A 20,790-nucleotide genomic window follows, 5' to 3' on the forward strand; every position below is an offset into this window, starting at 1 on the left:
TGATACCGCCCAAGAGTTCATATCGACGGCGGTGTTTGGCACCTCGATGTCGGCTCATCACATCCTGGGGCTGAAGCCGGTCCCAAGGGTATGGCTGTTCGCCATTTAAAGTGGTACGCGAGCTGGGTTTAGAACGTCGTGAGACAGTTCGGTCCCTATCTGCCGTGGACGTTTGAGATTTGAGAGGGGCTGCTCCTAGTACGAGAGGACCGGAGTGGACGAACCTCTGGTGTTCCGGTTGTCACGCCAGTGGCATTGCCGGGTAGCTATGTTCGGAATAGATAACCGCTGAAAGCATCTAAGCGGGAAACTAGCCTCAAGATGAGATCTCACTGGGACCTTGAGTCCCCTGAAGGGCCGTCGAAGACTACGACGTTGATAGGTTGGGTGTGTAAGCGCTGTGAGGCGTTGAGCTAACCAATACTAATTGCCCGTGAGGCTTGACCATATAACACCCAAGCAATTTGACTACTCTAACGAGCATCAGATTGCGGTGTGTGAAGACGAAATGAACCGAAAGTTCGACGCTCACAAAGCACCGACCGCTGTCACATACCCAATTTGCTGAAGCGAGGCCAGCTGGCCACGACTCAGTACCCGAATTTCTTGACGACCATAGAGCATTGGAACCACCTGATCCCATCCCGAACTCAGTAGTGAAACGATGCATCGCCGATGGTAGTGTGGGGTTTCCCCATGTGAGAGTAGGTCATCGTCAAGATTAAATTCCGAAACCCCAATTGCGAAAGCAGTTGGGGTTTTGTTTTGGGCGCTCGGAAATGCCACCCGCTGCTTGTTCCATATCCCTTATTGGTCCTCCTCTCCTCTGCGCTGCACTATTGATACTTTTTGCAATGCTGCCCAAGTTCAGTCGAACCTTGCAGCGGTTCGGGGTTCACAGCAGGTGCGTCATGTATTTATCTCTATGGTGTACCTGCAGACACCGGTGCAGCGTCTGAGCTCTTATGCAAAATAATCCCCGGAAACAGGCAATACCGCCTGTCCGGACCCGCCCACCCCGGACTATCATGCCGATAGCCCTGTCTCTCACTGCAAGGAGCCGCTCGGAACGCCGATGCGCCAGATCTGGAAATCTTTTCGAGCCCTTTATTTCGCTTCCTTGATGATGCTGATTGGCTCCGGCCTGCTCAGTACTTATCTAGCCTTGCGCCTTGCGGCAGACAATGTCGACAGCCTGTGGGTCGGTGCGCTGATGGCCGCCAACTATTTTGGCTTGGTCCTGGGTGGCAAGATCGGCCACCGCCTGATTGCCCGGGTCGGGCATATTCGTGCCTACGCCACCTGCGCTGGGATCGTCGGCGCAGCGGTGCTGGGCCACGGTTTGATCGATTGGTTGCCTGCCTGGATCGTGCTGCGGATGATCGTAGGCCTGGGCATGATGTGCCAGTACATGGTCATTGAAAGTTGGCTCAATGAGCAGGCGGATGCCAAACAGCGCGGCGTAGTGTTCAGTGGCTACATGATCGCGTCTTATCTTGGGCTGGTGCTGGGCCAGTTGATCCTGGTCATGCACCCTCATCTTGGGCTCGAGCTGTTGATGCTGGTCGCGTTGTGCTTTGCCCTGTGCCTGGTGCCGGTAGCCATGACCCGACGTATTCACCCGGCACCATTGCACCCGGCGCCGATGGAGCCTCGCTTCTTTATCAAGCGTGTACCGCAGTCGCTCAGTACGGTGCTGGGCGCAGGGTTGATCGTGGGCTCGTTCTACGGTTTGGCGCCGCTCTACGCGTCCCAGCAGGGGCTGACGACTGAACAGGTTGGCTTGTTCATGGGTAGCTGTATTTTCGCCGGTTTGCTCGTGCAGTGGCCTCTGGGCTGGTTGTCGGACCGCTATGACCGAGCACTGCTGATTCGCTGCTTTGCCTTGTGCCTGGCGATAACGGCGTTGCCGCTGGCGATCATGGCTCAGGTGCCCTTGGAAGTGCTGTTCGTGACGGGGTTCTTTTGTTCGCTGGTGCAGTTCTGTCTGTACCCGTTGGCTGTGGCCTTTTCCAACGACCACGTCGAAGGTGACCGCCGGGTTTCGTTGACGGCCATGCTGCTGGTGACCTATGGCATAGGCGCGAGCGTTGGCCCACTGTTGGCAGGTGTCGTCATGAAGCTATTCGGCAGCCAGATGCTCTACGCGTTTTTCAGCCTCTGTGCGTTGATCCTGGTGTGGCGAATTCGACCGAAAGCAGTAACCAATCTGCATCAGGTCGACGACGCGCCGTTGCATCACGTGGCGATGCCCGACAGCATGTCCAGTTCGCCATTGGTTGCTGCGCTGGACCCGCGGGTGGATGAGCAGGTGGTGCAGGAGCAGATGCAAGTCAGCGTTCCTGATCCAGAGCCTGAACCCGCAACGGATGAGCCGGCTAATGAAGAGCCGCAAGAGCACCCAGACCCGGACGAACATCCTCATGACTTGAGCAGGGCGCGACCCTGAACGAAAAACGGGCAGATCCCGCCAGGATCTGCCCGTTTTTTTGCTTCAGCGTTTAGAGCTTAAAAATCGTCGTCTTTGTCGAAGCGCCGAGCCTCGCGCTGCAGCTGATACACAAAGCGCTCCACTTGGCGTTGCACCAAGCCACTCATGTTGTGGAAGCGCACTCCAGCGAACGTAATGTTGATCTTGTCTTCGAAGTGCAGGTAGCGCAATTCTACGGCGGTGGTCATGCTGCCGAAGGGCAGGGCGGCGACAAAACGGTCGTAGACCTGGCCCAGCTGCAGGCGCTCGGAGATGTCGCCTTCAAAGCGAAGCTTGCAGCCGGTGGCGGAGATATCCAGCAACTTACCGTTGACCGGGGCCTTGAGTTTCTCGCCACCCAACTCGATATTCACCAATTGCGCCAGTTTCAATGCGGCACGAAAAGCATTGCGGCGCTGATGGTAGACCACCTCTGCGGGCATGTTGCCGCTGTAGATGCGGTGGCCGTCCTTTTCGCTGAGGCTCAGTGTGCCATTGCTTTCCCAGGCAATCCGCACACCATCGTGAAAACCTTCGATACGAAAGGGCTCGCCATTCTCCAGGTAGCGTTCACCGTCACGGGGAATCATTTCGTCCAGGACCAACGTGGTGCTGTCGCGGGAAACGTCTACCAGATAGCTTTGAAAGCGTTGGCTGCGCTCGTGGAAGGTGATGATCAAAGGATCATGGCTATCTTGGAGCATCCGCAAAGTGCTGGCGATTTCCAGAGGCGTGGTGAGGACCTTCGGTGGCTGCGGGGCATCTTCCGCATTAAGGGCGTTGAACACGGTTCTTCCATCTCCAGGCAAAATACGACTACACGCAAGAACCGGCATTTTGCCAGTATGTAGCGCACTTTGGATAGGTCGCGCTGTAAACCGGCGTCAGGCTTGGCTGCGGGTGCTTGGCTTGACCAGACGCGAGGTGGAGCCTTGTGCGTTGTACAGTGCTGGAGGTTCGCCGCCATGGAGTATGCGTAACTGATTGGCGGTCGTGGCTTGCTGAAGCTGGATCGACTGGCCGTTTAGCAGGTTGGCTTCCTGGCACTGGGCGAGCAATTGGTTGAGTTCCTTGCTTTGCGACAGCAACTGGTCACCTACCGAAGAGTGACTGGCCAATTGCGCGAGGCCATCATGATCGGCAGGCAGGCCCAGGCTGATCAGAATCTCGCTGCGCTTCTTGCCGTGCTGTTCGAGCAGCACGATCAGTGACTGTTTGCGCGCCAGGATTTCTTCCAGCAAGCGCATATCCCGGCCGTACAAGGCCAGGGACTCTTCTTTGAGCAGCTCGAGCAATTGCTGCGTCGGCGCCAGATCATCAATGATCAGTTGAAGCAAATGTTCGTCGTGGTGCATGGCTGGCCTTGGGTTTTAAGCGTCCAAAAGCCCTGCGCAGGCCTTTGCCTAGCGCTCGGCTTCGAAGTTGAGCAGCTTGCTGGCGACACGGTTGCTGTCGACTTTATAGCTGCCATCGGCGATGGCCTGTTTCAACTCGGCCACGCGGGCTTTGTTGACAACCGGCTGGTCGCGCAGCGAGTCAGTGACCTTCTGCAACTGTTGAGCCTCATTGCTCAGGTGAACCGATTCCCCACTCTGGCTGACGCTGGCCTGTTCTGCCTTGGCGGGCAGGGGCTGTGGCTTGGCTTCTACGCTGTCCTTGGCACCGCTGGTGCGCGTACTGCCTGGCAAAGCCGGGGCGTTATTCAAACGACTGAAATCAATGACCATGTTGAAAAAACCTCTGGGTATTTGGACGCTTGCCATGTTTTCGGCCATACCCAAACAAACTTTAGGCGCGAATGACAATAAATCTCCACACGGAACTTCTCGTGCACAGTGTAGGAAAACCCAGCGTCCTCTACCAGTGTTCTATAAAGCGACCTCGACTTGCCCGGGGGCGGTCACGCGCGCCTTGATGACGCGGTTGGAGTTGAGATTCTTGACACGGATCTGTTCGCTCATGCCGCCGTTGGACAGCGCTTCACCCGGCATTCTTACATTCAACCCGCCGCTGCTGGCGGAAATCACCACCTGGTCACCTTTGCGAATCACTTCGGCCTGTTCCAGGTGAACCAATGTGATGACTTGATCGGTGACCATTGGTCGGGTGAGCCGCTGCCCAATAGCCTGGTCCACTGAGGTCAGATAGCCCTGGTTGATCTGGCTGATGTCCCGTTCACGCAGGGCCACATCCTCAAAGCTAATAATACCGGTGCGTTTCAGCGGCCGCGCAACGACAACCACATCACGGAACAGCTTGACCTGCGCAGGCACGAATATTGTCCACGGCGAGGCACCTTCACAACGTACTTTCACCGTGACCCGGCCAATGGGTTGAGAGGGGCTTTCCAGGGTGGCTGTCAATTCCCTGTCGCACATGGGCATGCGCAAACGCGGGTCCAACTGATTGACTTGGATTTCATAACGCCCCGGCGTCTGTGTGGTTGCCAGATAATCTTCTACAGTGAACTCAAGAAACCCTTGGGTGACGCCGATAAGTACATCAGGCAGGGTAACGTTGTCGGCACGGCTCGCAGCATTGAGCCCCAAGGCAAGCAACGCCATCGAGGCGCAGAGCAATCTGCGATAGCGTTGGCAGCCAAAGTGTCGGGAAACTGTCGTTTTAATATCCATGAACAACAAATAGCAAAGCTCGTGCCGTTTAGTGTTGGGTACGCTTCGTACCCCTAGTTTTAGGAGTCTGGGCATGGCAGGTGTAATGGATTCAGTAAACCAGCGCACACAGCTGGTAGGGCAGAATCGCCTGGAGTTGTTGCTTTTCCGCCTGGACGGCAAGCAGTTGTATGGCATCAACGTGTTTAAAGTGCGTGAAGTGCTGCAATGCCCCAAGTTGACGATCATGCCCAAGTCCAATCCGGTCGTGTGTGGCGTGGCCAACATCCGTGGCGCGACTATTCCGATTCTCGACCTGGCATTGGCCACGGGGTCCTCAGGTTTGCAAGACCGCCAGAGTCCCTTCGTGATCATTACCGAGTACAACACCAAGACCCAGGGGTTCCTGGTGCGCTCGGTGGAACGTATCGTCAATATGAACTGGGAAGAAATCCACCCGCCGCCCAAGGGCACCGGGCGCGATCACTACCTGACGGCGGTGACGCGGGTCGATAACCAGTTGGTGGAAATCATCGACGTGGAGAAAATCCTCGCCGAAGTAGCGCCGACCTCGGAAACCATCTCCGTAGGTGTGGTGGATGCCGAGACCGCGCATAAGGCCGTGTCTTTGCGCGTACTGACCGTGGACGACTCTTCAGTGGCGCGCAAGCAGGTCACGCGTTGTCTGCAAACTGTCGGTGTGGACGTAGTGGCGCTCAATGACGGTCGCCAGGCCCTGGACTACCTGCGCAAGCTGGTGGACGAAGGCAAGAAGCCAGAAGAAGAATTCTTGATGATGATTTCCGACATCGAGATGCCGGAAATGGACGGATACACCCTTACGGCCGAGATACGCAACGATCCACGCATGCAAAAATTGCATATCATCCTGCATACTTCGTTGTCGGGGGTATTCAATCAGGCAATGGTCAAGAAGGTCGGTGCTGATGACTTCCTGGCCAAATTCCGTCCTGATGACCTCGCATCCCGGGTAGTCGACCGGATCAAGGCAGCAGATCACAGCTGAGGGATTCTCCCCTGGCGGTCACACGATTTAAGAGGCGGTACCATTGTCTACGGGTAATTTGGATTTCGAACAGTTCCGGGTCTTCCTGGAAAAAGCCTGTGGCATATTGCTCGGTGAAAACAAGCAATATCTGGTATCCAGCCGTCTCAACAAGCTGATGGAACAGCAGGGCATCAAGTCCCTGGGTGAGTTGGTCCAGCGGATCCAGACGCAGCCGCGCAGCGGGCTCAAGGAAATGGTGGTCGATGCCATGACCACCAACGAAACCTTATGGTTTCGCGATACCTACCCCTTTGAAGTGCTCAAGAACAAAGTGCTGCCGGAGGCGATCAAGGCCAGCCCGGGCCAGCGCTTGCGTATCTGGTCGGCGGCGTGCTCTTCGGGGCAGGAACCGTACTCGATCTCGATGTCCATCGACGAGTTCGAACGGACCAATATGGGCCAGTTGAAAGCAGGCGCGCAAATTGTCGCAACGGATCTGTCCGGCACCATGCTCACCAACTGCAAGACCGGTGAGTACGACAGCCTGGCGCTGGGCCGCGGCCTGTCCCAGGAGCGCCTGCAACGATACTTCGACCCCAAGGGGGCGGGGCGCTGGGCGATCAAGGCACCGATCAAGAGCCGCGTGGAATTCCGCTCGTTCAACCTGCTCGACAGCTACGCCAGCCTGGGCAAGTTCGACATGGTGTTCTGCCGCAACGTGCTGATCTATTTCTCGGCTGAAGTGAAGAAAGACATCCTGTTACGCATCCACGGCACGCTCAAGCGCGGCGGGTATCTGTTCCTTGGTGCTTCCGAAGCCTTGAACGGCCTGCCGGATCACTACCAGATGGTGCAGTGCAGCCCGGGAATCATCTACCAGGCCAAGTAAGTCAATGTGGGAGTGTGGGAGGGGGCTTGCTCCCGATAGCAGTGTGTCAGTGATAGATTTATCAACTGAACCACAGCCATCGGGGGCAAGCCCCCTTTCACCTGTATTGCGGCAAAATAAATCAAAGTGGCAATGCCCATTGCCGCTTTACTGGCGCCACGCGGAAATCACTTGCCGCTTTTCTGGCATTGCCGCCGGCAATCTCCCCGCAAACCCCTTATATACGGGGGTTCACAAGATTGGCATGTACCTTGCTATAACCCTGCTAACGAACAGCAGGTCAGCCTAAAGGTCTCCGCCATGAGCATCAGCTTCGATAAAGCGCTCGGTATCCACGAACAAGCCCTGGGCTTCCGCGCCCAGCGTGCCGAAGTCCTGGCCAACAACATTGCCAACGCCGATACCCCGAACTACAAGGCTCGGGACCTGGACTTCTCCGCCGTGCTCGCTGCCCAGCAGGACAAGACCAAGAACGGCACCTTCGCCTTGAACATGACCAACAACCGTCATATCGAAGCGCAGGGCCTGGGCAATGCTGACGAGTCGCTGCTGTATCGCACGCCGATGCAGCCGTCGATCGACCAGAACACCGTCGACGCCCAACTGGAGCAATCGAATTACGCCGAGAACTCGGTGAACTTCCAGGCCAGCTTCACCCTGCTCAACAGTAAATTCAAAGGGCTGATGTCAGCCCTGCGTGGAGAGTAAGCCATGTCCCTGTCCAGTGTTTTCAATATTGCCGGCAGTGGCATGAGCGCGCAAACCACGCGCTTGAACACCGTCGCCAGTAACATCGCCAACGCCGAGACCGTGTCTTCGAGCATTGACCAAACTTACCGCGCGCGTCACCCGGTGTTTGCCACCATGTTCCAGGCTGGTCAGAGCGGCGGCAGTGATTCGTTGTTCCAGGACCAGGACGCAGCCGGCTCCGGTGTGCAGGTGCTGGGTGTAGTCGAAGACCAGAGCAACCTTGAGGCCCGTTACGAGCCGAACCATCCCGCCGCGAACGAAAAGGGTTACGTCTACTACCCCAACGTCAACGTGGTCGAGGAGATGGCTGACATGATTTCCGCCAGCCGTTCATTCCAGACCAACGCGGAAATGATGAACACCGCCAAAGCCATGATGCAGAAGGTCTTGACCCTGGGTCAGTGATAAGGGGCGCCAAATAATGGCCATCGTTGATACGTCTAACAACACGGCAGTCCAGGACCTGTTCAATTCCAAGGTCAAGGATGCTTCGAACAATGTAGCGAATGTTTCCAAAGCCGCGACCGGCAGCCAGTCGCTGGGCAAGGATGCATTCCTGCAGTTGCTGGTCACCCAGCTGAAAAACCAGAACCCGCTGTCGCCCCAGGACAACGGCGCGTTCGTGGCCCAGCTTGCACAGTTCAGCAGCCTTGAAGGCATCAACACCCTCAACGACTCGGTGAATAACATCTCCAGCAACTTCAGCTCCTCGCAAGCGCTGCAGGCTTCGTCGCTGGTGGGGCGGTCGATCATTATCCAGACCGACAAAGCCATGGTTGATACCAGCAAGAGCATGAACGGTTCGGTGGAGGTGCCATCGGCGGTGGGTAACATTTCCGTCAAGATCACCGACAAGGACGGCAACGTCGTGCGCACCGTGGATATGGGCGCGCAGAGTGCCGGCAGCCAGAGCTTTATCTGGGATGGCAAGAATGAGAAGGGCGAAATCGCCCCAGCCGGCACCTACACCTTCAATGCCTCCACCAAGAACGACAAGGGTGATGCGGTGGCCCTGGCCACCTCACTGCCGGCCACGGTAACCAGCGTGACCCTGAGCAAGACCGGCGGCGAAATGCTGCTCAACCTTGCAGGCGGCATGGGCAGCGTCAAGCTGTCGCAAATTCAGACTATCGGTACATAGAGCCGGCTAGATACGGCAGAGGGAGAGAACATGTCTTTTAATATCGGCCTTAGCGGCCTCTATGCGGCCAACAAACAACTGGACGTGACCGGCAACAACATCGCCAACGTCGCGACCACTGGCTTCAAGTCATCCCGTGCGGAATTCGCCGATATCTACGCGGCCTCCAAGCTGGGTACTGGCCAGAATACTATCGGCAACGGTGTGAACCTGGCGGCGGTGTCCCAGCAGTTCACCCAGGGCGACGTCAACGGCGGTGGCGGCATCCTCGACATGGCGATCCAGGGTGGTGGTTTCTTCGTGCAGAAGGGTAGCGACGGCTCGTTGGAATACACCCGTAGCGGTGCTTTCCGTGCGGACAAGGACGGCTACATCACCAACAACACCGGCACTTCGCGTCTACAGGGCTACGCTGCGGACGAGAATGGCAAGATCACCAAGGGTGGCCTGGTGGACCTGCAACTGAACCTGGCGAATCTGCCACCGAAGGCGTCCACCAAGGTGGACTCGGCCAGCAACCTCAACTCCTCGTCCCCGGTGATCGACCAGACCAAGAATCCGTTTGATCCGAGCAAGTCCGAAACATTCACTACGCAATACAGCACTACGTTGTACGACTCTCAGGGTAACGCCCACCCGATGGTGCAGTACGTGGTGAAAACCGATGCCAACCAGTGGCAGTCCTACACCTTGATTGACGGCCGCAACCCTGATGGTTCGGCTCCTACCGGTACCGGTGCTGACGTGAAGGCGCCTGTGCCCTCGACTCTGAGTTTCGATGGTGCCGGTAATCTCAAGAGCATCGTGACCGGTGGTGTTGCCGGCAACACCTTGACCATCAAGGATTGGGTACCTGGCACAGTCACCGATGGAGTCTGGAAGGCCAACGATGCGACAGCGAACAAGGACGGCATTGCTATCAACATGGGCAACGTCACTCAGTACAACTCCGCCAGCTACCGCAACCCGCCAATCACTGACGGTTATGCCACTGGCCAGATCACCGGCCTGAAAATCGACGGCAGCGGTGTATTGTTCGCAACCTTCAGCAACCAGCAGAGCAAGGCCATCGGCCAGATTTCCCTGGCCAGCTTCAACAACGAGCAAGGCCTGCAGCCGGCTGGCGGTACGGCTTGGAAAGAGACCTTCGCATCGGGCCAGCCGGGTTACGACGCGCCGGAATCTGGCACCCTGGGTTCGATCAAGGGCTCCTCTCTGGAAGCCTCCAACGTCAACCTGACCAACGAGCTGGTGGACCTGATCAAGGCCCAGAGCAATTACCAGGCGAACGCCAAGACCATCTCCACCCAAAGCACCATCATGCAGACCATCATTCAGATGACCTGATACCGTCGCTCAAGTACCAGCGTTCAATCAAAGGCCCCTCGATCGAGGGGCCTTTTTTTGTGTGCGCTACATAGTTATTTACTGCTCGTTTCACCACGCCCCGATGCGGGAACGCATAACGCCGATTTGGCCACGGATCAGCCAGCGGACGGTTGTCGTCCGGCGAATATAGGGGAAGTAAATGGCGGGTTATGCATTGTGGGAGAGCGGCGCGCGGGGAGCGCGCGGTTTCGACGCGGGTATCTATGGCGATGTATATGGGCGGCAAAGTCCGGCGTACGGGGCCAATGACGACAAGGCCGCCAACACTGAGTCGGTCAGGCAACTGCTCAGCCAACTGATGGATGCCGAAAAAACCTCCAAGAGCCAGACCGCTCAAGAGCTTCGCGACAAGCTGAACGATAAGCGCGAAGAGCTCGGTGACGAAAAATTCAAAGAGATCATGCAGGAGCTGATGGAGAAGGCCGACGTCTCTTGGTTGGAGTTTCTGCGGCGCCTGATGAAGTTGTGGTTTCCAGAACTGGATGATGAATCGCCAACGCCCTCACCGCCTTCCCCTGGCCCATCGCCAAGAGGTGGAGGTGGTGGAGGCGGCGGTGGCAGGCCAAGTCCCAACAATTTCGGCCCCAGCGAGCCCATGAGTAATCTGCCGATTACCGAAGGCTCCAAGCACTTCAATTACAAACCCGATGAAAGTAACCCAGGTAAAAAACCAGACAATATCTGGAGTGGATTCAGCCAGGGGCCGGACGGCAATTGCGTCACCGTTTCAGCGATTAAGGGCGCAATGATGAAGTTTGGTCAGAAGCCCACTGACGTCTTCGCAGAGGTCAAAGAGACGAGCAATGGCTATTACGTGAAAATGCGCGATGGGAAAGAGGTTAACTTTTCCAAAGATGAATTACGGCAGGCTGCCAGGTATGCACAGTTCAAGGGCGATAACCCGCAGATGTTGACTGATGCCAACTTCATGTTTGCGGCGAGCGCCAAGCGTGCGCAGATGGAGGGCAATGGTCTGGACGACAACCCGAACGAATCGAAAAAGAGCTTTGCCCACGCGATGCAAAGCCTGAACAACGGCGAAATGCCCCACGAAGCGTTGGATCGCCTTGGTTTGAAAGGGCTCTACAGGAAATCCTCGAGTAGTGAACTGGCGAGCGGCAAGCTGGGCGTCGTGGCCTATGATCGCCATTCAATGGCGGTCATCGACGGTAAAGTTGAGCTATGGGGGCGGCGAGGTGGCGCGCCGAAGCAGGGTATTGCGTACGCGTTCCTCTAGGCGTGATAAACGAAAAAGCCCGATAAACCCTGTGCAGTCGGGGTTCATCGGGCTTTTTAAATCCAGGGCGTTCAAGTCCTGGATGGGTTCAGCTTATTGGCAAGCTTCGCAATCCGGCTCGTCAATCGCGCAGGCCTTTGGCACTGGTGCTGGGCCGGCGGGGGCTGCGAGTACCGAATCATCACCGTGGTTGCCGCTGGAAACAGCATTGAGCTTACCGGTGTTGATGGTCGACTTCTCGGTGCTGGTTGCGGCCAGGGCACGGAGGTAGTAAGTGGTTTTCAGGCCACGGTACCAAGCCATGCGGTAGGTCACGTCCAGCTTCTTGCCCGATGCGCCAGCGATGTAGAGGTTCAGGGACTGGGCCTGGTCGATCCACTTCTGACGACGACTGGCGGCGTCAACGATCCACTTGGTGTCCACTTCGAACGCGGTCGCGTAGAGCTCTTTGAGTTCTTGCGGGATGCGCTCGATCTGCTGCACCGAACCGTCGTAGTACTTCAGGTCGTTGATCATGACCGAGTCCCACAGGCCGCGGGCTTTCAGGTCGCGGACCAGGTACGGGTTGATCACGGTGAATTCGCCCGACAGGTTCGATTTCACATACAGGTTCTGGTAGGTCGGTTCGATCGACTGCGACACGCCGGTGATGTTGGCGATGGTAGCGGTCGGTGCGATGGCCATGATGTTGGAGTTACGAATACCTTTCTGTACACGGGCACGTACCGGTGCCCAGTCCAGGGTTTCGTTCAGGTCGACATCGATGTACTTCTGGCCACGCTGTTCGATCAGGATCTGTTGCGAATCCAGCGGCAGGATGCCCTTGGACCACAGCGAACCCTGGAACGTCTCGTAGGCGCCGCGTTCGTCGGCCAGGTCGCAGGAAGCCTGGATCGCGTAGTAGCTGACCGCCTCCATGGACTTGTCGGCGAACTCGACCGCAGCATCCGAACCGTAAGGAATGTGCTGCAGGTACAGCGCGTCCTGGAAGCCCATGATGCCCAGGCCCACTGGACGATGCTTGAAGTTGGAGTTCTGCGCCTGTGGCACCGAGTAGTAGTTGATGTCGATGACGTTATCGAGCATGCGTACTGCGGTGTTGACGGTGCGTTGCAGCTTGGCGGTGTCCAGCTGGCCGTTGACGATGTGGTTCGGCAGGTTGATCGAGCCCAGGTTGCAAACGGCGATCTCGTCCTTGTTGGTGTTCAAGGTGATCTCGGTGCACAGGTTCGAACTGTGGACCACGCCCACGTGCTGCTGCGGGCTGCGCAGGTTGCATGGGTCTTTGAAAGTCAGCCATGGGTGGCCGGTTTCAAACAGCATGGACAGCATTTTGCGCCACAGGTCTTTGGCCTGGATGGTCTTGAACAGCTTGACCTTGCCTGGGTACTCGGTGAGGGCTTCGTAGTACTCGTAGCGCTCCTCGAAGGCCTTGCCGGTCAGGTCGTGCAGGTCCGGTACTTCGGATGGCGAGAACAGGGTCCACTTGCCGTCATCGAAGACACGCTTCATGAACAGGTCAGGGATCCAGTTGGCGGTATTCATGTCGTGGGTACGACGACGGTCATCACCGGTGTTCTTGCGCAGCTCGATGAACTCTTCAATGTCCATGTGCCAGGTTTCCAGGTAGGCACACACAGCGCCTTTGCGCTTGCCACCCTGGTTCACGGCGACGGCGGTATCGTTCACCACTTTCAGGAAGGGGACGACGCCCTGGGACTTGCCGTTGGTGCCCTTGATGTACGAACCCAAGGCACGCACCGGCGTCCAGTCGTTACCCAGGCCGCCAGCGAATTTGGACAGCATGGCGTTGTCATGGATCGCGTGGTAGATGCCCGACAGATCATCCGGCACGGTGGTCAGGTAGCAGCTCGACAGTTGTGGACGCAGGGTGCCGGCGTTGAACAGGGTCGGGGTCGACGACATGTAGTCGAAGGACGACAGCAGGTTGTAGAACTCGATGGCGCGGTCTTCTTTCTGCTTCTCTTCAATTGCCAGGCCCATGGCCACGCGCATGAAGAATACTTGCGGCAGTTCGAAGCGGATGCCGTCCTTGTGGATGAAGTAACGGTCGTACAGGGTTTGCAGGCCCAGGTAGGTGAACTGCTGGTCACGTTCGTGGTTGATTGCCTTGCCGAGTTTTTCCAGGTCGAAGGTGGCCAGCACCGGGTTGAGCAATTCGAACTCGATACCCTTGGCGATGTAGGCGGGCAGGGCCTTGGCGTACAGGTCGGCCATCTCGTGGTGGGTGGCGCTGTCGGCCACGCCCAGGAAGCCCAGGCCTTCGGCACGCAGGGTGTCCATCAGCAGGCGCGCGGTCACGAACGAGTAGTTCGGCTCGCGTTCAACCAGGGTACGGGCGGTCATCACCAGGGCGGTGTTGACGTCGGTCAGGGCCACGCCGTCGTACAGGTTCTTCAGGGTTTCGCGCTGGATCAGGTCACCATCGACTTCTTCCAGGCCTTCGCAGGCTTCGGTGATGATGGTGTTCAGGCGGCCCAGGTCCAGCGGCGCAAAGCTGCCGTCGGCCAGGGTGATGCGGATCGACGGGTGCGCTTGCACGGCAGCTTCTTCAGCCGGGGAACGCACGGCACGTTCCTTGGCGCGCGAATCACGGTAGATCACGTAGTCGCGTGCGACTTTCTGCTCGCCGGCACGCATCAGGGCCAGTTCGACCTGGTCCTGGATTTCCTCGATGTGGATAGTGCCGCCCGATGGCATGCGACGCTTGAAGGTTGCGGTGACCTGTTCGGTCAGGCGGGCAACCGTGTCGTGGATGCGCGACGAGGCAGCAGCGGTGCCGCCTTCAACTGCAAGAAACGCTTTGGTGATGGCGACGGTGATTTTGTCATCGGTATAAGGAACGACAGTGCCGTTACGCTTGATCACGCGCAGTTGGCCAGGTGCAGTGGCGGACAGATCCAGGTTCGAATCAGCGGCCTGCGGCACGGAGCCCTGCGGGTTCTCGCGAGTTGTGTCGGTTTGCATGGGGGGTTGTCTCCACGTTCTATATTTGATTGCGAGTGCCAGGCTTTTTCCTGCAACACCCGTACCGTTTTCCATGTCGGGGATGGAGAACAGCTGCCATCCGCGTGAGCGGTTTGGTCTACTGAAAAATCTGTTGGTTCAACGCTGCGCTAGCAATAAAACGCTTGAGTTTCGAGCCACTTGTGTGGTTGGACGCTGGTGTCGAAAACCCTACATGTAGGGTCTTCATGAGCGCCGAGGTACAAGATAATGCGTTTTCGAGGGGTTAGCAACGGAGTAACCTGTGGATAACGCTGTGAGTAAAATGTGTAAGAAAGGTCGAATAGGCGTGTAGGCCGCATTGCTGCTGGATTACGCCGTTTGTCATTAAATATTTCGGGCTTGAACCAGCCTGCCCATTTTCGAAGGGCGCGAACCCTATCACAAACAAACGTGATCTCCGAATGGATTTCCAGGCTTGTGTTCAAGGGCCGGCGCGTGGCTACAATCCACCTCTGTTATCCCCTCAAGAGATGACAAAGAGGGTGTGCCTGATGAAGATCAAAATGTGGGAGGGGGCTTGCTCCCGATATCGGTGTGTCAGGCAATACATCTATTACTAATCCACCGATATCGGGAGCAAGCCCCCTCCCACATATGATCGAGTTGTCATGACGATTATCGATAGCGCGACGAGGATCACCCATGGAGCAAGAAGCCTGGCAGATATTGATCGTCGAGGACGACGAGCGACTCGCCGAGTTGACCCGCGAATACCTGGAAAGTAACGGCCTGTGTGTGTCGGTGGAAAGCGACGGCGCGCAGGCCGCGGCGCGCATCATCGCCGAACAACCAGACCTGGTGATCCTCGACCTGATGCTGCCCGGCGAAGATGGCCTGAGCATCTGCCGCAAGGTGCGCGAGCGCTATGACGGCGTAATCCTGATGCTCACTGCGCGCACCGACGATATGGACCAGGTACTGGGCCTGGACATGGGTGCAGACGACTATGTATGCAAACCCGTGCGCCCGCGTTTGTTACTGGCGCGTATCCAGGCGTTGCTGCGCCGCAGCGAGTCGGCGTTACCGGCAGTAGTGGAAAACCAGCGCCGCCTGCAATTCGGCCCCTTGGTGGTGGACAACGCCTTGCGCGAGGCCTGGCTGCACGATGGCGGTATCGAACTGACCAGTGCCGAGTTCGACCTGTTATGGCTGCTGGTGGCGAACGCCGGGCGCATCCTTTCCCGCGAGGAAATCTTTATCGCCCTGCGCGGCATCGGCTACGACGGCCAGGATCGCTCCATTGATGTGCGCATCTCGCGCATTCGGCCGAAGATCGGCGACGATCCGATTCACCCGCGCCTGATCAAGACGATCCGCAGCAAAGGCTACCTGTTCGTCCCCGAAGCCGCCGTCGATATGCCGCTGTGAACTCGATCTTCCTGCGCATCTACGGCGGCATGTGCGCGGCGCTGATCCTGGTGGCGCTGCTCGGTGCCCTGGCGTTGCACCTGCTCAACGATGTGCGCAGCGGCCAGTACCGCGAGCGCCTGGCCCACGGCACCTTTGCGTTGATGGGCGATAACCTGCAACCCATGAGTGCCATTGAGCGGCTGCGCGCCTTGGCGGTGTGGGAGCGCTTGCTGGGCATTCCGCTGGAACTGCGCACGTTCACCCAGGCGCAACTGGACCTGGGTCAGCGCAATCGCCTGCAACGTGGCCAGGTCCTGGTGGAGCAGACCGGCCCCCATGCGGCGCGGGTGCTGCGATTGGTCAGCGAACAGGAGCAGTTGGTGCTCACCGGCGAAGTGCAGCAGATCAGCGAGCAATTGGCCCGTGCGACCATCTACCTGCTGGCCGACGAACTGGTGCGCTTTCCAGTCGCCGAGCAGCCGCAGCGCCTGGCCGATATAAAGGAAGCCAAGGGCTTTGGTTTTGAAATGCACTTGGTGGCCCTTGACCAGGCCGACATGGACGACGACCAGCGCCGGCGCGTGGCGGAAGGCGATACGGTGATGGCCCTGGGCAAGGGCGGCGATTCGATCCGCGTGTTTGCCGGCATGGTTGGCACGCCATGGGTGCTGGAGATCGGCCCGCTGTATCAAATGAACCCTTACCCGGCGCAATGGCTGATTCTGATCACCTTGATCGGCCTGACCCTGATCGGCTTGATCGTCTATTTGCTGGTGCGTCAGCTTGAGCGCCGGCTCAAAGGCCTGGAGGCGGCAGCTACACGCATCGCCAAGGGCAATCTGGAGGTCCGCGTGCCGGCCCGAGGGGCTGATTCGGTCGGGCGCCTGGCGGCCGCATTCAATGGCATGGCCGAGCACTTGCAACAATTGTTGGCGATTCAGCGCGAGCTGGTGCGTGCGGTGTCCCATGAGTTACGCACACCGGTGGCGCGCCTGCGGTTTGGCCTGGAGATGATCGGTGATGCCGCCACCCCCGAGGCTCGGCGCAAATACCTGGAAGGCATGGACGGCGATATCCAGGACCTCGATGGCCTGGTGGACGAGATGCTCACCTATGCGCGCCTGGAGCAAGGGGCGCCGGAGCTGAATTTCCAGCGGGTGGACCTGGATGCCTTGCTCGACCAGGTGATCGGCGAATTGTCGCCACTGCGCCCGCAAGTCGCCGTCACCCGCGGTATTTGTCTGTCATCGACGCATTGGGATGACGCCTGGGTCGACGCCGAACCACGCTACCTGCACCGTGCCCTGCAGAACCTGGTGAGTAACGCCATGCGCCACGCCAAGGGCCAGGTGCTGATCAGTTACCAAGTAGGCCAGGTGCGCTGCCGCATTGACGTGGAAGACGATGGCCCCGGCGTGCCTGAAAGCGCCTGGGAGCGGATCTTCACACCGTTCCTGCGCCTGGACGACAGCCGCACCCGAGCGTCTGGCGGCCACGGCCTGGGCCTGTCGATTGTGCGGCGGATCATCTATTGGCACGGCGGGCGGGCGTTGATCAGCAAGAGCAACAACCTGGGCGGGGCGTGTTTCAGCCTGAGTTGGCCCCGGGATCAAGAGAAACCCCAATAGCGTCCTATCAAGCGCCGACGGCCACCAGGCTCAACAACTGTTCCCCCTCCAGCACAAATTGCCCCTCCAACTCCTTGCCACAACACCACTCACTCGACAGGTCCGTCAGCAACCGCAGCCGCACATGCCCAGCCTGCGACCACTCCAATACCTCGGCATGTTCAAAGTAAAAACGCTTTTGCACGATCGGATAGAGCGCCTTGAACAGACTCTCCTTGACCGAAAACGTCAACGTCACCAGCAGCCCGAGCTGCTCACGCGGTAGTGCCGCCATGCGCTGCAACTCATGGGCCGTCAGAATCTCCCCGGCCAGGCGTTCAGCCCGTTCCAGGGCCAGCAGGTTCTCCAGGTCCATCCCCAGCCCGCGCCACTGCGTCTTGTGGCCGACAATGGCTGCGGCGTGCCCGGTGCTGTGGGTGATGGAGCCACTGATATGCCCAGGCCAGACCGGTGCGCGGTCTTCACCGATCGCCGGGATGCAGTTGAGGTTATCGAGTCGTTGCAGCGCTTCGCGGGCGCACAGGCGGCCGGCGAGAAACTCCGCCTGCCGCTTGGCCACCGAGCGCTGGATGCTCGCCGGCGGCGGCACGGCGCTGCGCTGGAAATCCAAGGGGTTCAATAAGGCCGGGTCGAATCGCGTGCTCAAAAACACCGTGCCCGGCAAGGGGACAGGCAGCGGCCAACTGGCATCGAGTGGGGTACAGCAAGCGGGTAGGAGCGTCATGCGCAGCATTTTGCCGAGTTGGCGCGCCAGTGGATAGCCCGGCAGCGGTTCAGTTGTGGTTCAGAGCCTGTTCAGGGGGAGTTCAGGGGCGCTTGCGTAGTCTGGACCCCACAGCCTAAACGCGTATGAGGTAACCACCATGACTGCGATCAAGAAGCTGATGTTGGCGTTAACCATGCTCGGCGCCACCGCCGGCGTGCAAGCCTCGGATGGCGACTTTAGGGCATTTGGCAGCGAGAAAACCAAGAAATCCGGCAGCCCGATCCATCGTGTCAGCTTCGAAGACGCCGGCACCCAGACCGCGCCGTGGGGCCGGGCCCTGGGCGCTACCGCCGCGCAACCCGACTATCGCAGCGGCTACCCGCACCTGACGGGCCATTACAATGGCATTAAACTGCGCCCGCAAGACGTGCAGGGCCGCTATGATATCCCTCGGTCGGATAGTTGAATTGCCTTGGAGAGCCTTATGAAATTGCTGGTGGTGGAAGATGAGGCGCTGTTGCGCCATCACCTGTTTACCCGCCTGAGCGACAGCGGGCATGTGGTCGAAGCCGTGGCCAATGCCGAGGAAGCCCTGTACCAGACAGGCCAATTCAATCACGACCTGGCGATCATCGACCTTGGCCTGCCCGGCATGGGCGGCCTGGACCTGATTCGCCAACTGCGCACCCAGGCCAAGACCTTTCCGATCCTGATCCTGACCGCCCGCGGCAACTGGCAGGATAAAGTCGAAGGCCTGGCGGCCGGTGCCGACGACTATGTGGTCAAGCCGTTTCAGTTCGAAGAGCTGGAGGCGCGGATGAACGCCTTGTTGCGCCGCTCCAGCGGTTTTACCCAGTCCACCATCACTGCCGGGCCCTTGCTGCTGGATCTCAATCGCAAGCAAGCCTCTCTGGATGAACAGCCGCTGGCGTTGACCGCTTATGAGTATCGGATCCTCGAATACTTAATGCGCCATCATCAGCAAGTGGTGGCCAAGGACCGCTTGATGGAGCAACTCTACCCCGATGACGACGAGCGCGACCCGAACGTCATCGAAGTGCTGGTCGGCCGCCTGCGCCGCAAGCTGGAAGGGCCGACCGGGTTCAAGCCGATCGATACCGTTCGCGGCCTGGGTTACCTGTTCAATGAGCGCTGCCGTTGATTCGCTCGCTACGTGTGCGCCTGATGCTGGCGGCCGCCACCCTGGCCGTACTGTTCATGCTCGGCTTGTTGCCCGCCATGCAAGGCGCGTTCAGCCTGGCCCTGCAGGATTCCATCGAGCAGCGCCTGGCGTCGGACGTGACCACCCTGATCTCCGCCGCGCGGGTCGAAAATAATCGCCTGCTGATGCCAGCGCAGTTGCCGGATGAACGCTTCAACCTCACCGACAGCCGGCTGCTTGGCTATATTTACGACCGCGAGGGCCACCTGGTATGGCGTTCGCGGGCGACCCGGGAAGAAAACATCAACTACAAACCGCGCTACGATGGGCGCGGCAACGAGTTTGCGCGCATCCGCGAAGCTAATGGCCAGGAATTTTTCGTGTATGACGTCGAGGTCAAGCTGCTGGGAGGCAAGAGTGCGGCGTTCAGCATCGTCGCCCTGCAACCGGTGCGTGAATATCAACTGACCCTCGAAGGCTTGCGCGAGAACCTCTACCTGGGCTTCGGCGCCGCCTTGCTCGTGCTGTTGACGCTGTTGTGGCTGGGCCTGACCTGGGGCTTGCAAGCCCTGCGACGCTTGAGCCAGGAGCTTGACCAGATCGAAGGTGGCACTCGTGAGAGCCTTTCCGAAGAACACCCCCGCGAACTGCTGCGACTTACCGGCTCCCTCAACCGGTTGCTGCACAGCGAACGCGAGCAACGCACACGCTACCGCGATTCCCTGGATGACCTGGCCCATAGCCTGAAAACCCCACTGGCGGTCTTGCAGGGAGTGAGTGAGGACATGGCTCAGCGCCACGAAGACCGTGGCCAGGCGTGGGTGCTGCAATCGCAGATCGAGCGCATGAGCCAGCAGATAGGCTATCAATTGCAGCGTGCCAGCCTGCGTAAGAGCGGTCTGGTGCGCCACCAGGTGCGTTTGGAACCGGTGTTGCAAAGTCTGTGCGATACCTTGGAGAAGGTCTACCGCGACAAGCGCGTCAACGTATCCTTTGACCTGCCGCAAGAGTGCGACGTGCCCATCGAGAAAGGTGCCCTGCTCGAAATGCTCGGCAACTTGCTGGAAAACGCCTATCGGCTATGCCTGCGACAAGTACGTATCAGCCTGGTGGAAAACCTGGACGGAATCGAACTGTGTATCGAAGACGACGGCCCCGGTGTGCCGCCCGACCAGCGCGCACTGATTCTGCAGCGCGGTGAGCGGCTTGATCGCCAGCACCCGGGGCAGGGCATCGGGCTGGCGGTGGTCAAGGACATCATCGAAAGCTACAACGCGCGCCTGACGTTGGGGGATTCTGCTTTGGGTGGCGCTGCGTTCAGGATTCATTTTCCGGCGCTGTGATGTCTATTGGCTGGGCTGGCATCCTGTGGGAGGGGGCATGCCAGAAATTATGTAGATACCCATGCCGAGATAAG

General features: G+C 58.6%; 19 protein-coding genes and 2 rRNA genes (1 of these 21 only partly in view). 15 read left to right on the forward strand and 6 right to left on the reverse strand.

The window, feature by feature from the left end; all coding sequences use genetic code 11:
- The 3 genes from NMB39_RS06920 to NMB39_RS06930 all read left to right on the forward strand — a co-directional run.
- A 23S ribosomal RNA gene (locus tag NMB39_RS06920) occupies positions 1-448 on the forward strand (it extends 2,444 nt beyond the left edge of the window).
- Positions 449-605: 157 nt separating this feature from the next.
- Positions 606-721 (forward strand): 5S ribosomal RNA (gene rrf, locus NMB39_RS06925).
- Positions 722-1,075: 354 nt separating this feature from the next.
- On the forward strand, positions 1,076-2,449 hold the full coding sequence (locus NMB39_RS06930; RefSeq protein WP_057025508.1) for an MFS transporter: 1,374 nt from the start codon (positions 1,076-1,078) through the stop codon (positions 2,447-2,449).
- 59 nt (positions 2,450-2,508) lie between these two features.
- Here NMB39_RS06930 and NMB39_RS06935 read toward each other — a convergent pair whose 3' ends face one another.
- From NMB39_RS06935 to flgA, 4 genes are all read right to left on the reverse strand, one after another.
- Positions 2,509-3,258: a flagellar brake protein gene (locus NMB39_RS06935; RefSeq protein ID WP_057025509.1), complete on the reverse strand. Its 750-nt coding sequence runs from the start codon at positions 3,256-3,258 to the stop codon at positions 2,509-2,511.
- 96 nt (positions 3,259-3,354) lie between these two features.
- On the reverse strand, positions 3,355-3,825 hold the full coding sequence (locus NMB39_RS06940) for a flagella synthesis protein FlgN (protein WP_057014683.1): 471 nt from the start codon (positions 3,823-3,825) through the stop codon (positions 3,355-3,357).
- 48 nt (positions 3,826-3,873) lie between these two features.
- On the reverse strand, positions 3,874-4,197 hold the full coding sequence (gene flgM, locus NMB39_RS06945) for a flagellar biosynthesis anti-sigma factor FlgM (RefSeq protein WP_046069175.1): 324 nt from the start codon (positions 4,195-4,197) through the stop codon (positions 3,874-3,876).
- A 141-nt stretch (positions 4,198-4,338) separates the two neighbouring features.
- Positions 4,339-5,103 (reverse strand): flagellar basal body P-ring formation chaperone FlgA, encoded by a 765-nt coding sequence (gene flgA / locus NMB39_RS06950; protein ID WP_494340607.1) that lies wholly within the window; start codon positions 5,101-5,103, stop codon positions 4,339-4,341.
- A 73-nt stretch (positions 5,104-5,176) separates the two neighbouring features.
- Between flgA and NMB39_RS06955 the strand changes: the two genes are divergently transcribed.
- From NMB39_RS06955 to NMB39_RS06985, 7 genes are all read left to right on the forward strand, one after another.
- Entirely contained in the window at positions 5,177-6,109 is a 933-nt protein-coding gene (locus NMB39_RS06955; RefSeq protein WP_046069174.1) for a chemotaxis protein CheV, read from the forward strand.
- Between the two features lie 43 nt (positions 6,110-6,152).
- Positions 6,153-6,980 (forward strand): protein-glutamate O-methyltransferase CheR, encoded by an 828-nt coding sequence (gene cheR / locus NMB39_RS06960; protein ID WP_494339486.1) that lies wholly within the window; start codon positions 6,153-6,155, stop codon positions 6,978-6,980.
- A 300-nt stretch (positions 6,981-7,280) separates the two neighbouring features.
- On the forward strand, positions 7,281-7,688 hold the full coding sequence (gene flgB / locus NMB39_RS06965; protein ID WP_046069172.1) for a flagellar basal body rod protein FlgB: 408 nt from the start codon (positions 7,281-7,283) through the stop codon (positions 7,686-7,688).
- A 3-nt stretch (positions 7,689-7,691) separates the two neighbouring features.
- Positions 7,692-8,135: a flagellar basal body rod protein FlgC gene (gene flgC, locus NMB39_RS06970; RefSeq protein ID WP_043050111.1), complete on the forward strand. Its 444-nt coding sequence runs from the start codon at positions 7,692-7,694 to the stop codon at positions 8,133-8,135.
- 16 nt (positions 8,136-8,151) lie between these two features.
- The gene (flgD, locus tag NMB39_RS06975) at positions 8,152-8,871 is read left to right on the forward strand and encodes a flagellar hook assembly protein FlgD (protein ID WP_057025512.1); all 720 of its coding nucleotides are present in this window, start codon (positions 8,152-8,154) and stop codon (positions 8,869-8,871) included.
- A gap of 30 nt (positions 8,872-8,901) precedes the next feature.
- The gene (gene flgE, locus NMB39_RS06980; RefSeq protein ID WP_057025513.1) at positions 8,902-10,218 is read left to right on the forward strand and encodes a flagellar hook protein FlgE; all 1,317 of its coding nucleotides are present in this window, start codon (positions 8,902-8,904) and stop codon (positions 10,216-10,218) included.
- A gap of 181 nt (positions 10,219-10,399) precedes the next feature.
- Positions 10,400-11,497: a hypothetical protein gene (locus NMB39_RS06985; protein WP_371851121.1), complete on the forward strand. Its 1,098-nt coding sequence runs from the start codon at positions 10,400-10,402 to the stop codon at positions 11,495-11,497.
- Between the two features lie 93 nt (positions 11,498-11,590).
- On the opposite strand, the gene NMB39_RS06990 is transcribed toward NMB39_RS06985, so the two are convergent.
- Positions 11,591-14,485, reverse strand: a complete 2,895-nt coding sequence (locus tag NMB39_RS06990) for a ribonucleoside-diphosphate reductase subunit alpha (RefSeq protein WP_043050107.1) — start codon at positions 14,483-14,485, stop codon at positions 11,591-11,593.
- A 684-nt stretch (positions 14,486-15,169) separates the two neighbouring features.
- Here NMB39_RS06990 and NMB39_RS06995 point away from each other — a divergent pair.
- Positions 15,170-15,895, forward strand: a complete 726-nt coding sequence (locus NMB39_RS06995) for a response regulator (protein ID WP_057025514.1) — start codon at positions 15,170-15,172, stop codon at positions 15,893-15,895.
- Positions 15,892-17,505 (forward strand): ATP-binding protein, encoded by a 1,614-nt coding sequence (locus NMB39_RS07000; protein WP_057025515.1) that lies wholly within the window; start codon positions 15,892-15,894, stop codon positions 17,503-17,505. The genes NMB39_RS06995 and NMB39_RS07000 overlap by 4 nt, the downstream gene beginning before the upstream one ends.
- 7 nt (positions 17,506-17,512) lie before the next feature.
- Here the strand turns inward: NMB39_RS07000 and NMB39_RS07005 are convergent, their stop codons facing one another.
- On the reverse strand, positions 17,513-18,229 hold the full coding sequence (locus NMB39_RS07005; RefSeq protein WP_057025542.1) for a 4'-phosphopantetheinyl transferase family protein: 717 nt from the start codon (positions 18,227-18,229) through the stop codon (positions 17,513-17,515).
- Between the two features lie 139 nt (positions 18,230-18,368).
- Here NMB39_RS07005 and NMB39_RS07010 point away from each other — a divergent pair, with 139 nt between their 5' ends.
- Genes NMB39_RS07010 through NMB39_RS07020 form a run of 3 tightly spaced genes read left to right on the forward strand, consistent with a single transcriptional unit; the run spans position 18,369 to position 20,716 of the window.
- Positions 18,369-18,677 (forward strand): hypothetical protein, encoded by a 309-nt coding sequence (locus NMB39_RS07010; protein WP_057025516.1) that lies wholly within the window; start codon positions 18,369-18,371, stop codon positions 18,675-18,677.
- Between the two features lie 18 nt (positions 18,678-18,695).
- Positions 18,696-19,373, forward strand: coding sequence for a response regulator (locus NMB39_RS07015; RefSeq protein ID WP_057025517.1), 678 nt, complete (start codon positions 18,696-18,698; stop codon positions 19,371-19,373).
- Positions 19,370-20,716 carry an ATP-binding protein gene (locus NMB39_RS07020; protein ID WP_494339485.1) on the forward strand — a complete coding sequence of 449 codons (1,347 nt, stop codon included), beginning with the start codon at positions 19,370-19,372 and terminating at the stop codon, positions 20,714-20,716. The genes NMB39_RS07015 and NMB39_RS07020 overlap by 4 nt, the downstream gene beginning before the upstream one ends.
- Positions 20,717-20,790: the final 74 nt, after the last annotated feature.

The organism is Pseudomonas sp. FBCC-B545, from assembly GCF_059134095.1.

Bases quoted from the DNA above. Each gene is read 5' to 3' on its own strand.
- NMB39_RS06930 (WP_057025508.1), top strand. From the start codon at position 1,076: ATGCGCCAGATCTGGAAATCTTTTCGAGCCCTTTATTTCGCTTCCTTG.
- NMB39_RS06940 (WP_057014683.1), bottom strand. From the start codon at position 3,825: ATGCACCACGACGAACATTTGCTTCAACTGATCATTGATGATCTGGCG.
- flgM (WP_046069175.1), bottom strand. From the start codon at position 4,197: ATGGTCATTGATTTCAGTCGTTTGAATAACGCCCCGGCTTTGCCAGGC.
- flgA (WP_494340607.1), bottom strand. From the start codon at position 5,103: ATGGATATTAAAACGACAGTTTCCCGACACTTTGGCTGCCAACGCTAT.
- NMB39_RS06955 (WP_046069174.1), top strand. From the start codon at position 5,177: ATGGCAGGTGTAATGGATTCAGTAAACCAGCGCACACAGCTGGTAGGG.
- flgB (WP_046069172.1), top strand. From the start codon at position 7,281: ATGAGCATCAGCTTCGATAAAGCGCTCGGTATCCACGAACAAGCCCTG.
- flgC (WP_043050111.1), top strand. From the start codon at position 7,692: ATGTCCCTGTCCAGTGTTTTCAATATTGCCGGCAGTGGCATGAGCGCG.
- flgD (WP_057025512.1), top strand. From the start codon at position 8,152: ATGGCCATCGTTGATACGTCTAACAACACGGCAGTCCAGGACCTGTTC.
- flgE (WP_057025513.1), top strand. From the start codon at position 8,902: ATGTCTTTTAATATCGGCCTTAGCGGCCTCTATGCGGCCAACAAACAA.
- NMB39_RS06985 (WP_371851121.1), top strand. From the start codon at position 10,400: ATGGCGGGTTATGCATTGTGGGAGAGCGGCGCGCGGGGAGCGCGCGGT.
- NMB39_RS06990 (WP_043050107.1), bottom strand. From the start codon at position 14,485: ATGCAAACCGACACAACTCGCGAGAACCCGCAGGGCTCCGTGCCGCAG.
- NMB39_RS06995 (WP_057025514.1), top strand. From the start codon at position 15,170: ATGGAGCAAGAAGCCTGGCAGATATTGATCGTCGAGGACGACGAGCGA.
- NMB39_RS07005 (WP_057025542.1), bottom strand. From the start codon at position 18,229: ATGACGCTCCTACCCGCTTGCTGTACCCCACTCGATGCCAGTTGGCCG.
- NMB39_RS07010 (WP_057025516.1), top strand. From the start codon at position 18,369: ATGACTGCGATCAAGAAGCTGATGTTGGCGTTAACCATGCTCGGCGCC.
- NMB39_RS07015 (WP_057025517.1), top strand. From the start codon at position 18,696: ATGAAATTGCTGGTGGTGGAAGATGAGGCGCTGTTGCGCCATCACCTG.